Here is a 13,510-nt window from a genome sequence, read left to right on the forward strand (position 1 = left end):
GGTGAGGACAGGCGAGGCCGGGTGAAGTCAGGCGAGGTCAGGTGAGGTACTGACAGGTGGCGCGGGGTGTGTAACTGCCGTGCCCCGCGCGGCCGGTGTACTTCCGGCCGTCGATGACGAGTTCGCCGCGCGACAGCACGGTCTCGACCTGTCCGGTGATCCGCTTCCCCTCGTACACCGAGTAGTCGACGTCCATGTGGTGCGTCTCGGCGGACAGGGTCTGCTCGGCGTGCGGGTCGTAGATGACGATGTCGGCGTCGGCGCCGGGCGCGATGGTGCCCTTCTTGGGATAGAGACCGAACATCCTGGCCGGGGTCGCGCAGGCGATCTCGATCCAGCGGCGCCGGGAGATGTGCCCGTCGACCACGGCCTGGTGGAGGAGATCCATCCGGTGCTCCACGCCCGGCAGCCCGTTGGGGATCTTGGAGAAGTCGCCGCGGCCCATCTCCTTCTGCCCGTCGAAGCAGAACGGGCAGTGGTCGGTGGAGACGACCTGGAGGTCGTTGGTGCGCAGTCCGCGCCAGAGGGCGGCCTGGTGTTCGCGGGGCCGCAGCGGCGTCGAGCAGACGTACTTGGCGCCCTCGAAGTCGGGCTCGGCGAGATTGTCGGTGGACAGGAAGAGGTACTGCGGGCAGGTCTCGCCGAAGACGGGAAGTCCCTTGTCACGGGCCTGGGCCAGCTCGGCGACCGCCTCCTCGGCGGAGACGTGCACGACGTACAGGGGCGCGTCGGCGACGCGGGCGAGCTGGATCGCGCGGTGCGTCGCCTCGGCCTCCAGCAGCACCTTGCGTACCTCGCCGTGGTAGCGGGGATCGGTGCGTCCGGCGGCGAGGGCCTGTTCGACCAGGACGTCGATCGCGATGCCGTTCTCGGCGTGCATCATGATCAACCCCCCGTTGTGGGAGGCCCGTTGCATGGCGCGCAGGATCTTGCCGTCGTCGCTGTAGAACACGCCGGGGTAGGCCATGAACAGCTTGAAGGAGGTGATGCCCTCCTGGACGAGGAGGTCCATCTCCTTGAGGGAGTCCTCGTTGACGTCGGCGAGGATCATGTGAAAGCCGTAGTCGATGGCACAGTTGCCGTCCGCCTTCGCGTACCAGGCGTCGAGCCCTTCGCGCAGCGCCTGGCCGGGTGACTGGATGGCGAAGTCGACGATGGTGGTGGTGCCGCCCCAGGCGGCGGCGCGGGTGCCGGACTCGAAGGTGTCGGCGGCGAAGGTCCCGCCGAACGGCATCTCCATGTGCGTATGGCCGTCGACACCGCCGGGGATGACGTACTTGTCGGTGGCGTCGATGACCCGGTCGGCGGTCCAACTCGCGGCGACGTCGGAGCCGTTGGAGGCGAGCGCGACGATCCGCCCGTCCTCGGTCAGCACATCGGCGTGGACCTCGTCGGCGGCGGTGATGACCAGACCGCCCCGGACGAGCGTGCGATTACTCATGACATGGCCTCCGTTGGCATGGACGGTCCGCGCGACCCGGTCGATGTTCCCGGCCACGGCACCGGGGCGTGTTGCGAAAGTGGCGCCGTCCGCCCGAAGGGCGGGGCCGACGGCGTCCGGTGCGTGCGACCGCAAGGCGGAGGATCGGCGGTGTGAATGGCCCGGCCGTACTCGGATGCCTTCGAGAACGCTGTCAACGCGGCGAGTGCGCGTGCCGGGCGTCGTCGGCCGGGCGGGACTTTCACCACACGCACTAGACGCTGCCCAGGGCTCGTTCGAGGATCGCCGCGCCCTCCTCGGCCTCGGCGACCGTGAGGGACAGCGGTGGGGCGATCCGCAGCACGCTGGTGTCGTGGCCGCCGCCCTTGCCGATCAGCAGGCCGCCCTCGCGCGCCGCCTCGGTGACCGCCGCGGCGGCTTCCGGGTTCGCCTCGTCGGTGCCGGGCCGCACGAGTTCGATGCCGATCATCAGGCCGCGTCCGCGTACCTCCCGTACGGCAGGGACGGTGGCCCCCACGGCGCGCAGCCGCTCGATCAGCAGTCCGCCGACGCGGCGCGCGTTGCCGGGCAGGTCGTGTTCCAGGAGATACGCGAGGTTGGCGACGCCCGCGGCCATCGTGACCGGGCTGCCGCCGAAGGTCGAGATGGAGTTGGCGTCGAGGCAGTTCATGACCTCGGCGCGGGCGACGACACCGCCGATGGACATGCCGTTGCCGATGCCCTTGGCGAAGGTGAGGATGTCCGGCGGACCGTTCTCCGCGTGCGCCTGCCAGCCCCAGAAGTGGTCGCCGGTACGGCCCCAGCCGGTCTGTACCTCGTCGCTGATCCACAGGATGCCGTGCCGGTCGAGGACTTCGCGGAACGCGGCGTACAGACCGTCCGGCGGCGAGGTGAAGCCGCCGACGCCCTGGATCGGCTCGGCGATCAGCGCGGCGGGCGCGCGGGTGTGCCCGAGCAGGTCCTTCAGGTCGGCGACGCACGCGGCGACGAACTGCGCGTCGGACAGCTCCGCGTACGGCCCCCGGGTGCGGACCCCGCCGTGCACGTACAGCGTCTGGAGCGGCGAGAGGCTCGTCGGTGACCAGCCGCTGTTGCCGGTGATGGACACGGCGGAGAAGGACCGGCCGTGGTAGCTGTTGCGCATCGCCAGGATCTGGTTGGAGCGGCGGTACGCGGTCGCGAGCAGCAGGGCCGTGTCGTTGGCCTCGGTGCCGGAGGTGGTGACGAAGACACGTGCGTCCGGGATGCCGGAGAGGGCGGCGACGCGCTCGGCGAACTCCACCATCGGGCGGTTGAGGTAGAGCGTGGACGAGTGGATGATCCGCCCGGCCTGCTCGCTGACCGCCTTGGTGACCTCGGGCAGGGCGTGGGCGGTCATCGTGGTGAGGATGCCGCCGAAGAAGTCGAGATAGCGGTTGCCGTCGGCGTCCCAGACGTGGCGGCCCTCGCCGTGGGTGAGTTCGACGGGCCGCTGGTAGTACAGGGCCAGCCAGTCGGGGAGGACGGCGCGGTGCCGGCCGTGCAGGTCGGTGGCGGGGAGCCGGACCGGCGCGGCGTGGGACGGGCCGGCGGCCTCGGCCGCCGCCGGGCTCGTGGGCGCTTCGGTCACGGCTGGACCAGCCCCTCGTACGCGTCGGGGCGGCGGTCCCGGTAGAACGCCCACTGCTGGCGCACCTCGTCGATGACCCCGAAGTCCAGGTCCCTGACGACCAGTTCCTCCGCCTTGTCGCTCGCGGTCTCGCCGACGAACTGGCCGCGCGGGTCGACGAAGTACGACGTCCCGTAGAAGTCGTTGTCGCCGTACTCCTCCTGGCCGACGCGGTTGATCGCGGCGATGAAGTACTCGTTGGCGACGGCGGCGGCGGGCTGCTCCAGCTGCCACAGATAGCTGGAGAGGCCGCGCGAGGTGGCCGACGGGTTGTAGACCAGTTCGGCTCCGTTCAGGCCGAGTTGGCGCCAGCCCTCCGGGAAGTGCCGGTCGTAGCAGATGTACACGCCGACCTTGCCGACGGCGGTGTCGAAGACGGGCCAGCCCGCGTTGCCCGGCTTGAAGTAGTACTTCTCCCAGAAGCCCTTGACCTGCGGGATGTGGTGCTTGCGGTACTTGCCGAGATACGAGCCGTCGGCGTCGATCACGGCCGCGGTGTTGTAGTAGAACCCGGACTGCTCGACCTCGAAGACCGGTACGACGACGACCATTCCGGTCTCGCGCGCCAGGTCCCGCATCCGGGTCACGGTCGGCCCGTCCGGGACGGCCTCGGCCCACCGGTAGTGCTCGGGCTCCTGCACCTGGCAGAAGTAGGGGGCGTTGAACACCTCCTGGAATCCGATGACCTCGGCGCCTTGCCGGGCCGCCTCCCGGGCGTGCTCCTCATGCTTGGCGATCATGGATTCGGTGTCGCCGGTCCAGGTCGCCTGGACGAGTGCGGCGCGTACGACTCTGGCCACGAGCTGCTCCTTCGGCGGAAGGTCGAGCGTTTACTTGGCGTTCTCCGGGTGCTTGTCCGGGCGCTTTTCCGAGCGCCCTCCAAGCGCTGTTCCGCGCGCTGTTCCGCGCGCTTTCTACGCCCGTAGACACGGTGTGTAGGAGGAGAACCTAAGCCCGCCGCCCCACCGGGGCAAGACCATCGCTGTTAAGCCGCAGAGTCGATCATGATTCGCACCCGGCCGGTCCACAGGGCGTCCACAGGGCACCCGGACCCCCGTCGCCGCAGTGCCGCCGCCCTGGTCGAGCCCGGGTCAGGAGCCCTTGATCCCCGCGCTGCGCAGCGCGCGGGCGAGATCGCGCTCGTGGGTGGTGGAGATGCCCCGGGCCGCTTCGAGCAGCCGCGGCACCAGGCGCGGCGGGTCCACCGCGGCGATACGTGCCGAGTCCTCGGGCGTACGGGCCCGGACGAAGGCGCCGAGCAGCGCCTGGACCTCCCGGGCGCGGCCCGCGTCGCCGAGGGCGACGACGGCGTGGGCGATGTCCTCGGCGGGCCGGGAGACACCCTGCCGCAGCAGGACACCGCAGTCCGCGTCGCGGCCGGCCATGGCGAGCGCGCTCGCCGCGGCCGCGAGCCGGTCGGGCGGCAGGGACGACACCTCCCACAGCACCGACGCCCAGTCGGCGCTCAGCTCGGCGCGGTGCAGTTCGGCGGCGAGGAAGGGCAGTTGCCCGGCGGGCCTGGCCGCCGCCTCGCAGAGCGCCACGTGCGCCTCACCGCTGCGGCCGGCCGCTCGCAGCCGTACGAGCACGGCCACCGTGTCGAGGGCGGCGCGGCGCGCCTCGGCCTGCTGCCGGGTCAACCCGCTGTCGGGACCGTCGGTACGGGCCGCCCGGTCGGAGCCGGACACACCGCCGAAGCGGGCGCCGCGGGGCGGGGCGGTGGCGGCGGGCGGTACGAGGGGGTTCGCCGTCGGATCGGCGCCCTCGGTGAAGGCGAAGCGCGCGCCTCGCTGCTTGCGCTGTTTACGGCGCTGGCCGGGCACCTGCGTCATCTCCTGTGAGTCCTGCGGGCCGACGGCGGGGTTGGAGCCCGTGTCGCCCGCGCCCCGACGGCTGTCGGGACCGCCCCAGCCCTCGGAGTTACGTCTGCCGTCGATGTCGCGTCCGCCGTCCGCGCCGCCGCCGGTGCCGGCTTCGCCGGTCCGGCCCGGCTCCGGGCGGAACCACTCGTCGGGCGCGGTGGGCCGGCCGCCGTCGGGTCGGCCGAAAACCGAATGGTCGTCGACCACCGGTTCCTCGGCCCGATACCACCCGTCGGCGGCCGTGGGTCTCGCCTCCGGGGAGCCGTACTCCGGGGCCGCGGGCGCGGCGTGCGCGGGCGAGGAGGGGCGCGGGGTGGGGGCGCCGTGCGATCCGTGGGTGGAGTGGGTGGCCGGTGCGTGCGGGGCCTCGGCGACGGCCCTGAGGCGTTCGCTCAGCTCGGTGCAGCGGGCCGTGGCGCGTGCGTAGTCGTCGCGGACCCAGGCCAGGTCGTATTCGAGCTGGTCGGCCTCGGGCGACCCTTCGGCGACCAGCCGCAGGCGGCGCATCACCTCGTCGGCGCGGCTCGCCGCCGTGGCCTGTTCCTGCCGCATCAGCCGCAGCCGCTCGCGCAGCGCGTCGGGGCCGCCGGGGAGCCGGTCGTGCGCGGCGGCGGACGCGGCGTGCAGTCGGCTCGCCCGTGCGGTCTCGCGGTCGACCGGCCGGTTCTCGTGGCTCGCGGCGAGGTCGTGGAGCAGCGACTCCACCACGTCCCAGGGCGGTACTTCGGCACCGTCGAGACAGGCCCTGAGCCCTTCGGGGTCCCGCTGTCCGAATACGGCGTACCAGCCGCCGTCCGGGTCGAGGAGTGCTGTCATCCCCCGGAAGTACCGCGCGAAAGCCCCGATCTCCGCCGGAGGTTCATGCCTGGTCATCGCTGTCTTTCCCGCCCCTGCCCTGCTGCGCACTGCCCTGAGGGAACCGTCCGGCCCGCCGGCATGAAACCGCAGCCGTATTACGTGACGGCTACGCGGGGTTGTCGCGCACGGTGCGGTGCGATCACTCAAGTATGGGCTCATTGAGTGGCCGACGTCACGTTTCCGGAGAAAAGATTGGGTTACAGGTCAACGTTGTTTCACAAGTCGGCGCGCCGACGAGGCGTCAGAAACTCACCACGATCCCGGTGTGCATACGCTTCCCGCGCCGTACGAGCGCGGCCGGCTTCTCCACGAACCAGAACTGCCAGGTGTACTTGCGGGCGAGGAGCCGGTTGATCCGGGCGACCTCGTCGCCCTCCAGCAGCCGGGCCGTCCCCTCGGCGCTCGCCGCGCCGGGCGCGATCCGTCCTCGCATGTCGCACGCGGTCACGACGACACGGCTGTTGTTACGGATCCGCTTGACCTTCCAGGAGTCACTACGGGTCCAGATGTACAACTCGCCGCCGTCCACGGCGTGCCAGACCGGGGTGTCGACCCCGGTGCCGTCCTTGCGGTACGTGGTGAGGCTGACATAGCGGCTGCGGCCGAGCGCGTCGAGGGTCACGCCCGCGAGCGTACTCGGTGGGCGGGTCACCGGAATCAACCCGTCCGGTCGTCGGCCCGTCCGGCGCTCACGGGCCGACGACCCGGTGGGCGCGCTACGGCCGGCCCGCCGGGTGGACCACCATCGCGGAGCCGCCGCCCCTGCGGTCCTTCTCCGCCGCCGCGAGCCACCGCCCGTCAGGCAGCCGCTGAACGCCTGTGGCGGCGCCGATCTCCGGGTTCCTGGTGAACGCGTGCCCCAGTGCTTCGAGTTGGGCGCGTACCGGGCTGTCGTAGAGACCCGGCTCCAGCTCCGTCGTGGCGGCGTTGCGCTGGCTGGCGCGGGGCGCGGCGATCGCGTCGACCAGCGGCAGACCCCGGTCCAGGTGGCCCGTGAGCGTCTGGAGGACGGTCGTGATGATGGTCGCGCCGCCCGGTGAGCCGAGCGCCAGGAGCGGCCGGTCGCCTTCGTCGAGCACGATCGTCGGGGAGATGGACGACCTCGGCCGCTTATTGGGGCCGGGCAGGTTCGGGTCGTGGACGGCCGGGTTCGCGGGGGCGAACGAGAAGTCCGTCAGCTCGTTGTTGAGGAGGAAGCCCCGGCCGGGGACGGTGATGCCGCTGCCGCCCGTCGACTCGATCGTCAGCGTGTAGGCGACGACGTTGCCCCACTTGTCGGCGGCCGTCAGATGGGTGGTGTTCTCCCCCTCGTACGTCGTCGGCGCCGCCGTACCACCGGCCGCGCACGGCACGGGGTTCGACGGATCGCCGGGCGGGAGCGGGCTCTTCAGCGCCACGTCGTCCTTGATGAGGCATTCACGCGAGTCGGCGAAACGCTGCGACAGCAGGCCCTTGGTGGGGACGTCCTCGAAGGCGGGGTCGCCGAGCCAGCGTCCCCGGTCGGCGAAGGCGATCCGGCTCGCCTCGATGAAGCGGTGCAGATACGTCTCCCGCGAGGCGTCGGAGAGGTCGGTGCGCTCCAGGATGTTGAGCGCCTCGCCGACGCTCGTACCGCCGGAGGACGACGGCGCCATGCCGTACACGTCGAGCCCCCGGTAGGAGACCTTCGTCGGCGCCTGCCGCTTCGTCCGGTACGCGGCGAGGTCGCCGGTCGTCAGATCGCCCGCCCGGACCTTGCGGGTGGCGTCGGGGGCGACGGGCGGGGTGCGGACGGTGCGCACGATGTCGCGGGCGAGGCCGCCCCGGTAGAGCGCGTCGGTGCCGCGCCGGCCCAGTTCCGCGTACGTACGCGCCAGGTCGGGGTTCTTGAACACCGAACCGGTCACGGGCAGTTCACCGCCGGGCAGGAACAGCTCGGCGGAGGCGGGGAAGTCGGCGAACCGCGCCTGGTTCGACGCGGTCTGCGAGCGGAACGTCTCGTCGACGGTGAAACCGTCCTTCGCCAGCCGCTCGGCGGGCTTCAGCAACTGCCGCAGCGAGGTGCTGCCCCAGGAGTCGAGCGCGCGCTCCCAGGTGGCCGGGGTGCCCGGCGTACCGACACCGAGTCCGCTCGTCATGCCTTCCGCGAAGGGGATCGGCTTGCCGTCCTCCTGGAAGAGGGTGGCGTCGGCGGACTTGGGGGCGGTCTCGCGGCCGTCGATGGTGTGGACGGAGCGGGATCTGGCGTCGTAGTAGACGAAGTAGCCGCCACCGCCGATACCGGCCGAGTAGGGCTCGGTGACGCCGAGCGCGGCGGCGGTGGCCACCGCCGCGTCCACGGCGTTGCCGCCGCGCCGCAGCACCTCCGTGCCGGCGGCGGACGCGTCCTTGTCGACGCTCGCCACCGCCCCGCCGTGGCCGACGGCGACCGGTGACTTCGCGGGGGTCTTGGCGGGCGTCTTGGCTGGGGCCTTCGCGGGAGAGGCCGCGGAGGAGACGGACGGTGGCGCGGCGGCCCCCACCGAGAGCATGGCGGCGGCGAGAGCCACGACCGAGACATGGCGTGCGGTGCGTGGAGCGGAGCGGCGCATCTGTACCTCCGGTGGGCGTCCGTCCGCGGAGCGTAACTTCACCACTCGCGCCCCGCCAGAAGCACTTGCCCACGCGCTCCTGCGGCATGTCCGTGACGGCGGTGTCCCGCTAACATGCGCGCCCATGACTGACGACGTACGCAACATCGTTCTCGGGGTGCTCGCCGCCGGTGTCAGCGCCGCCATCGGCTGGGTCGCCCGGACCTATCTCTGGCGCCGCAGACTGCGCAGGAAACAGGCGTTCTTCGGGCTGCCCGGCAACTCCGAGTGCCTGCTGGTCGTCAACCGGGAGGCGGGTGGGGACGGCGCCGTGCACCGTCGCGATGTCTTCGCGCTGCTGGAACTGTCCTCACTGATCAAGGACTGCGGCGCGCACGCGCAGATCGTCCAGCACGACTCGACTCAGCAGGGGTTCGGCGAGCGTACGGAGTTCTGTCTCGGCGGTCCGACGTCGAACCGCCGGATGGCCGCGCATCTGCACTCGCTGCTGCCCGGCGTCAAGATCAACACGGAGCCGGAGCCGGTGGCCGAGCGGACCGCCTTCCAGATAGGCACGGAGCGCTACCGGGCCGAGGCCGGCGTGGCCGAGTACGTCCTGCTGGCGCGGCTCACGGCCGGTCAGGACTCCCGGCCGGTCTTTCTCTTCTGCGGACAGCGGGCGATCACCAACCAGGCGGCCACCCGCTATGTGGCCAAGCACTACGAGAGGCTGGCCCGCAAGCACGGGCGCGGTTCGTTCTGTCTGCTGCTGAAGGTGGTCAACTCGCAGGCGTACGGCCCCGATGTGGTCGAGCTGGTCGCGGACGTCACCAGGGCGGCGCAGGAGCCCGCTCCCGCCGTACGCACCTCACACCGGGCGACCAACTGAAGAAGGCCCGGAGAAGCAGCACCCGGAGAACGGGGCCAGGAGAAGGAAGAAGAGCGGCACCCTCGTCGTGCGTGGCGACGACGCGGGCCCGCTCCATGTCGGACACGGCCCTCCCGGCGCGCAGCTGACCTTCTCCCCGTCCCCGTCCGACCCGTGGTGCCGGTCGTCCCGCGGCGCGAGAAGTGATCTCCGGCTGCTGCCAGAGGGTCCCCCCGCGAAGCGGGAGGCGGGCCGTTTCCCTTGAGCTACCGCGCCTCGGGCGGCGGCGGGACCATCCCCGCGGGCGCGGAGCACGGCGGACGCGTACGGACTCCCGGGTGGTGCCCGAGGCCGGCGCGACATCCGTGGCCTCTGCCGGCAAGACCACCGTCACCATGGGGATGAACGGCAAATCGTAGTCCAGATTCGGCACGATGCGCTCGCCCGCGTACCCGAACTCCCGGACCGGGGAATCCGGTCCGGGGTCTGCCGGTCAGTCGTGGAATCGGCTGCGGCTCCCGCCGCGGACTGCCCGTCGGACCGTGGTCGACGGCCATACGCTGCCCTCCCCGTTCTCGGCTGTGTCGAGGTCAGCGCAAACTATCCAGCCCGGCAAGGGACTTCACACCCGACACGCATAAATCGGGCATAAGCCGTATTAACGTCAAGGAGTGGCGAAGGCTCCGTCACGCCTCGGCCGCCTCCGCGTACACCTGTGACAGTTCGGGCGCGCCGCTGACCGCCCAGTCGAGACCGGCCTCCACGACCTGGATCTCCCGGCCGGAGACGAGACGCACGACCGGGTGACCGCCGGGCCAGATGTGCCAGGCCGCCCCTTCGACCGTACGCACGATGACCGTACCCAGATACAGCCCCGCGTCGTTGCCCAGCCAGGGCAACTCCTCCGGGTCGTCGCGCCAGTGCGGCGGCAGCTGATCCAGGGCCTCCAACGAGGCCGGGGAATCGTCCAGTTCGAGACCGGACTGCCCTGCCCGGACGCGCAGCAGCTCGCACTCGGAGAGCAGTTCGGCCACACCTTCCGCGTCACCCCCGACGACGGATGCCGGCGACGCCCCCTCGTCAGCGCCGTTCCGTTTGCGCCAATTGTCCAAGAAAGGGATGTTCATACCACTCAGCCTGCCATTTCCCCGTACCCGCGCACCTCAGGGCACGCGGGCGGTATCAGAGGCAGAATGCCCGGGGCCAGACCCGCCGATGCCGGCCCGCCCTCCGGAACATCAGAGGTCGAGATCGACGACGACCGGGGCGTGGTCCGAAGCACCCTTGCCCTTGCGCTCCTCACGGTCGACATAACTGTCCTTGACGGCAGCGGTGAAGGGCCCGTTGCCGTAGACGAGGTCGATCCGCATACCCCGGTTCTTCGGGAACCGGAGCTCGCGATAGTCCCAGAAAGTGTACGGCTGGTCGTACTTGAGCGGTCGCGGCATCACGTCGGACAGACCGCCCTCACGGAGCGCGGCCAGAGCGGCACGCTCGGCGGGGGTGACATGGGTGGCGCCCTCGAACAGCGCCGGGTCCCACACGTCCTGGTCGGTCGGCGCGACGTTGAAGTCACCGAGGACGGCGAACGGCCGCTCCCCCGCGCTGTCCTCGGCCACCGCCGCCCGCAGCGCATCGAGCCAGCGCAGCTTGTACGCGTAGTGATCGTGCGTGACCTCGCGGCCGTTGGGCACATAGACCGACCAGACCCGGACGCCGCCGCAGGTCGCCGCGATCGCGCGGGGCTCCTCGACGCCCTCGTACTCCGGGCCGTCCGGCAGGCCCTTGACGGTGTCGTCGAGGCCGACGCGCGAGATCAGCGCCACGCCGTTCCACCTGCCGGTGGCGTTGACCGCGGACTCGTAACCCAGCTCGCGCAGGGCGTCGGAGGGGAACTGCTCCAGGGTGCTCTTGGTCTCCTGGACGCACAGCACGTCCGTGCCCGTGCTCTCCAGCCAGGCCAGCAGACGCGGCAGCCGGGCAGTGATCGAATTGACGTTCCAGGTGGCGATGCGCATGGACGACAGCCTATCCGCGGGGTCTGACAGTCACCGTTCCGACAGCCGCCGGCACGACGGTCACGGGCCGGCGGCGATCACAGGTCGGTGGTCACAGGTCGGTGCTCTCGCCGGGTGCCAGCCTGGCGTGGCCGGAGCCGCCGAGGCGGCCGACATGGCCGTCGTACAGAGGCAGCGCCAGATCGGTGAGCAGCGCGTCGTGGATGTCGAAGGTGCGCCGCGGCTTGACCTCGCGTACGTAGTCGATCACTTCGGAGATCTTGTTCCACGGCGCGTGCACCGGGAGCATCAGCGTCTCGACCGGATGGTCGGGAACGGTGAACGCGTCGCCGGGGTGGAAGAGCGAACCGTCCACCAGATAGCCGACGTTGGTGACCCGCGGCAGATCGGGGTGGATCACCGCGTGGAGTTCGCCGTGCACCTGTACGTCGAAGCCCGCGGCGGCGAACGTGTCGCCGTGACCCACCGTGTGCACGCGCCCCGGGAAGGCGGCCGACAGTTGCTCGGCGACGCTGCGCAGGGTCCAGACCTCGGTGGCCGGGTCCGCTTCGAGCGCGGCGCGCAGCCTGCCCTCCTCGAAGTGGTCGGGATGCTCGTGCGTGACGAGAATGGCGTCCGCGCCCAGCGCCGCGTCCCGCTCGCTGAAGACGCCGGGGTCGACGACGAGCGTGCGCCCGTCCTTCTCCAGCCGGACGCATGCGTGGGACTTCTTGGTGAGCTGCACCGTGACCACCTCGTGTCGCGAATTCCTGGACAGCGTTGCGTACGACCGCCGGCGTCGCACCCCTCCCATGGTCGACATCCGCCACCGCGACGGCAAACGGGGGCGGTGGGCGCGGCTGCTACGACTCGGGGGTGGTCTCCTCCTGGACGACCGCGCCGACGACGCGGAACGCCGCGTTCGCCGCCGGGAAGCCGCAGTACACGGCCGTCTGGATCAGGACTTCCTTGATCTCGGCCGGGGTCAGCCCGTTGCGCAGCGCGGCCCTGGTCTCGACGGCGAGTTCGTCGAGGTGACCGCCCACGACGAGGGCCGTCAGCGTCACACAGCTGCGGCTGCGGCGGTCCAGTCCCTCCCTGTTCCAGACCTCGCCCCAGGCGTAGCGGGTGAGGATCTCCTGGAAGTCGCCGGTGAAGTCGTCCGTGTCGGCCATGACCCGGTCGACGTGGGCGTCCCCGACGACCTCCCGGCGGACCCGCATGCCCGCGTCGTACAGATCCGGGCGTACGGCGGCCACGGCACGCGGCTGTTCGGCGGAGGTGATCTCGGCGACGGGCGCGGTCACCGGCGACAGGGTCGGCGGTCCCACGGGCGTCCCCGGGCCCGGATAGGTGGCCCAGTCGGGCAGCACCGTCAGGCCGGTCGAGGTGTCGGAGGGGTTCTGCCAGGCGGTGGAGAAGTGGCGTACGAGCAGGTCCGTGACGGCGGCCGGCTGCTCGACGGGCGCCAGGTGCGAGGCTCCCGGCACCAGCGCGAGCCGGGCGTCCGGTATCCCGGCGACCAGCGTGCGGGCCTCGGCGGGGCCGGTGACCTTGTCCTCGGCGCCGACCAGGACGAGCGTCGGCACGCCGATACGGCCCAGCTCCGCCCGTACGTCGAAGGCGGCGAGCGCTTCGCACGCGGCTATGTAGCAACCGGGGTCGGTCGTACGGACCATCTGGACCGCCCACTCGACGATCGCGGGCTGGGCGGCGGCGAAGCCGGCCGTGAACCAGCGCTCGGGCGCCGAGCGGGCCATCGGGTCGAGACCGTTCGTACGGACGATGACGCCGCGCTGGCGGAACTCGTCCGCCGTACCGAACCGCGGCGAGGACGCCACCAGCGCGAGCGAGGCGACCCGGTCGGGCCGGCGCAGCGCCAGCTCCGCGCCGATCGCGCCGGCGATGGAACAGCCGGCGTAGCCGAAGCGCTGCACGCCGAGCCCGTCGAGCGTGGCGAGAAGCCGGTCCGCCAGCTCGGGAACACCGGTGGCGGGGTGGGCGGGCGCGCCGCCGTGACCGGGCAGGTCGAAACGGAACACCCGCCAGTGTTTGGCCAGCTCGGGCGTCTGTCTGTCCCACATGTGCCAGGTGGTGCCGAGGGATGGACCCAGGATCAGGGTCGGTGCGTCTTCGGGCCCGTCGACGCGGTATTGCAGGGTTTTAGTGGTCGTCTCACTCACCCGCTCACGCTCCCACATCCCACACATCGGCACGGGAGGGGGTCGGGCAGACACACCGGACCTCCCCATCGCGGGCGCCCGCCGCCGCCCTGCGGGCCTCGCCC

Annotated in this window: 11 protein-coding genes; 1 reads left to right on the forward strand and 10 read right to left on the reverse strand. The window is 71.4% G+C overall.

Features of this window, described 5'->3' with window-relative positions; genetic code table 11:
- Window positions 1–37: 37 nt before the first annotated feature.
- From hydA to ggt, 6 genes are all read right to left on the reverse strand, one after another.
- Window positions 38–1,441: a dihydropyrimidinase gene (gene hydA / locus OG700_RS05410; protein ID WP_405609664.1), complete on the reverse strand. Its 1,404-nt coding sequence runs from the start codon at window positions 1,439–1,441 to the stop codon at window positions 38–40.
- A gap of 253 nt (window positions 1,442–1,694) precedes the next feature.
- Window positions 1,695–2,966, reverse strand: coding sequence for an aspartate aminotransferase family protein (locus OG700_RS05415; protein ID WP_405621465.1), 1,272 nt, complete (start codon window positions 2,964–2,966; stop codon window positions 1,695–1,697).
- A gap of 80 nt (window positions 2,967–3,046) precedes the next feature.
- A complete protein-coding gene (locus OG700_RS05420; RefSeq protein ID WP_405609667.1) occupies window positions 3,047–3,889 on the reverse strand; it encodes a nitrilase-related carbon-nitrogen hydrolase in 843 nt (280 codons plus the stop codon).
- Between the two features lie 291 nt (window positions 3,890–4,180).
- Window positions 4,181–5,824: a hypothetical protein gene (locus tag OG700_RS05425; RefSeq protein ID WP_405609670.1), complete on the reverse strand. Its 1,644-nt coding sequence runs from the start codon at window positions 5,822–5,824 to the stop codon at window positions 4,181–4,183.
- A gap of 226 nt (window positions 5,825–6,050) precedes the next feature.
- Window positions 6,051–6,431 carry a PPOX class F420-dependent oxidoreductase gene (locus OG700_RS05430; RefSeq protein WP_405609673.1) on the reverse strand — a complete coding sequence of 127 codons (381 nt, stop codon included), beginning with the start codon at window positions 6,429–6,431 and terminating at the stop codon, window positions 6,051–6,053.
- Between the two features lie 94 nt (window positions 6,432–6,525).
- The gene (gene ggt, locus OG700_RS05435; protein WP_405609676.1) at window positions 6,526–8,379 is read right to left on the reverse strand and encodes a gamma-glutamyltransferase; all 1,854 of its coding nucleotides are present in this window, start codon (window positions 8,377–8,379) and stop codon (window positions 6,526–6,528) included.
- 124 nt (window positions 8,380–8,503) lie between these two features.
- Between ggt and OG700_RS05440 the strand changes: the two genes are divergently transcribed.
- Entirely contained in the window at window positions 8,504–9,247 is a 744-nt protein-coding gene (locus tag OG700_RS05440) for a hypothetical protein (protein ID WP_405609679.1), read from the forward strand.
- A 665-nt stretch (window positions 9,248–9,912) separates the two neighbouring features.
- On the opposite strand, the gene OG700_RS05445 is transcribed toward OG700_RS05440, so the two are convergent.
- The 4 genes from OG700_RS05445 to OG700_RS05460 form a co-directional block, all read right to left on the reverse strand.
- A complete protein-coding gene (locus OG700_RS05445) occupies window positions 9,913–10,353 on the reverse strand; it encodes a DUF6278 family protein (RefSeq protein WP_405609682.1) in 441 nt (146 codons plus the stop codon).
- Window positions 10,354–10,464: 111 nt separating this feature from the next.
- The gene (locus OG700_RS05450; RefSeq protein ID WP_405609685.1) at window positions 10,465–11,244 is read right to left on the reverse strand and encodes an exodeoxyribonuclease III; all 780 of its coding nucleotides are present in this window, start codon (window positions 11,242–11,244) and stop codon (window positions 10,465–10,467) included.
- A gap of 91 nt (window positions 11,245–11,335) precedes the next feature.
- Entirely contained in the window at window positions 11,336–11,968 is a 633-nt protein-coding gene (locus OG700_RS05455; protein ID WP_405609688.1) for an MBL fold metallo-hydrolase, read from the reverse strand.
- A gap of 118 nt (window positions 11,969–12,086) precedes the next feature.
- On the reverse strand, window positions 12,087–13,406 hold the full coding sequence (locus tag OG700_RS05460) for an alpha/beta fold hydrolase (RefSeq protein WP_405609691.1): 1,320 nt from the start codon (window positions 13,404–13,406) through the stop codon (window positions 12,087–12,089).
- Between the last annotated feature and the right edge of the window lie 104 nt (window positions 13,407–13,510).

The sequence above is a fragment of the Streptomyces sp. NBC_01508 genome (assembly GCF_045040315.1).
Classification (GTDB): domain Bacteria; phylum Actinomycetota; class Actinomycetes; order Streptomycetales; family Streptomycetaceae; genus Streptomyces.

Excerpts from the sequence above, each read along its gene's own strand:
- OG700_RS05445 (WP_405609682.1), bottom strand. The coding sequence starts at position 10,353 with ATGAACATCCCTTTCTTGGACAATTGGCGCAAACGGAACGGCGCTGAC.
- OG700_RS05425 (WP_405609670.1), bottom strand. The coding sequence starts at position 5,824 with ATGACCAGGCATGAACCTCCGGCGGAGATCGGGGCTTTCGCGCGGTAC.
- ggt (WP_405609676.1), bottom strand. The coding sequence starts at position 8,379 with ATGCGCCGCTCCGCTCCACGCACCGCACGCCATGTCTCGGTCGTGGCT.
- OG700_RS05440 (WP_405609679.1), top strand. The coding sequence starts at position 8,504 with ATGACTGACGACGTACGCAACATCGTTCTCGGGGTGCTCGCCGCCGGT.
- OG700_RS05450 (WP_405609685.1), bottom strand. The coding sequence starts at position 11,244 with ATGCGCATCGCCACCTGGAACGTCAATTCGATCACTGCCCGGCTGCCG.
- hydA (WP_405609664.1), bottom strand. The coding sequence starts at position 1,441 with ATGAGTAATCGCACGCTCGTCCGGGGCGGTCTGGTCATCACCGCCGCC.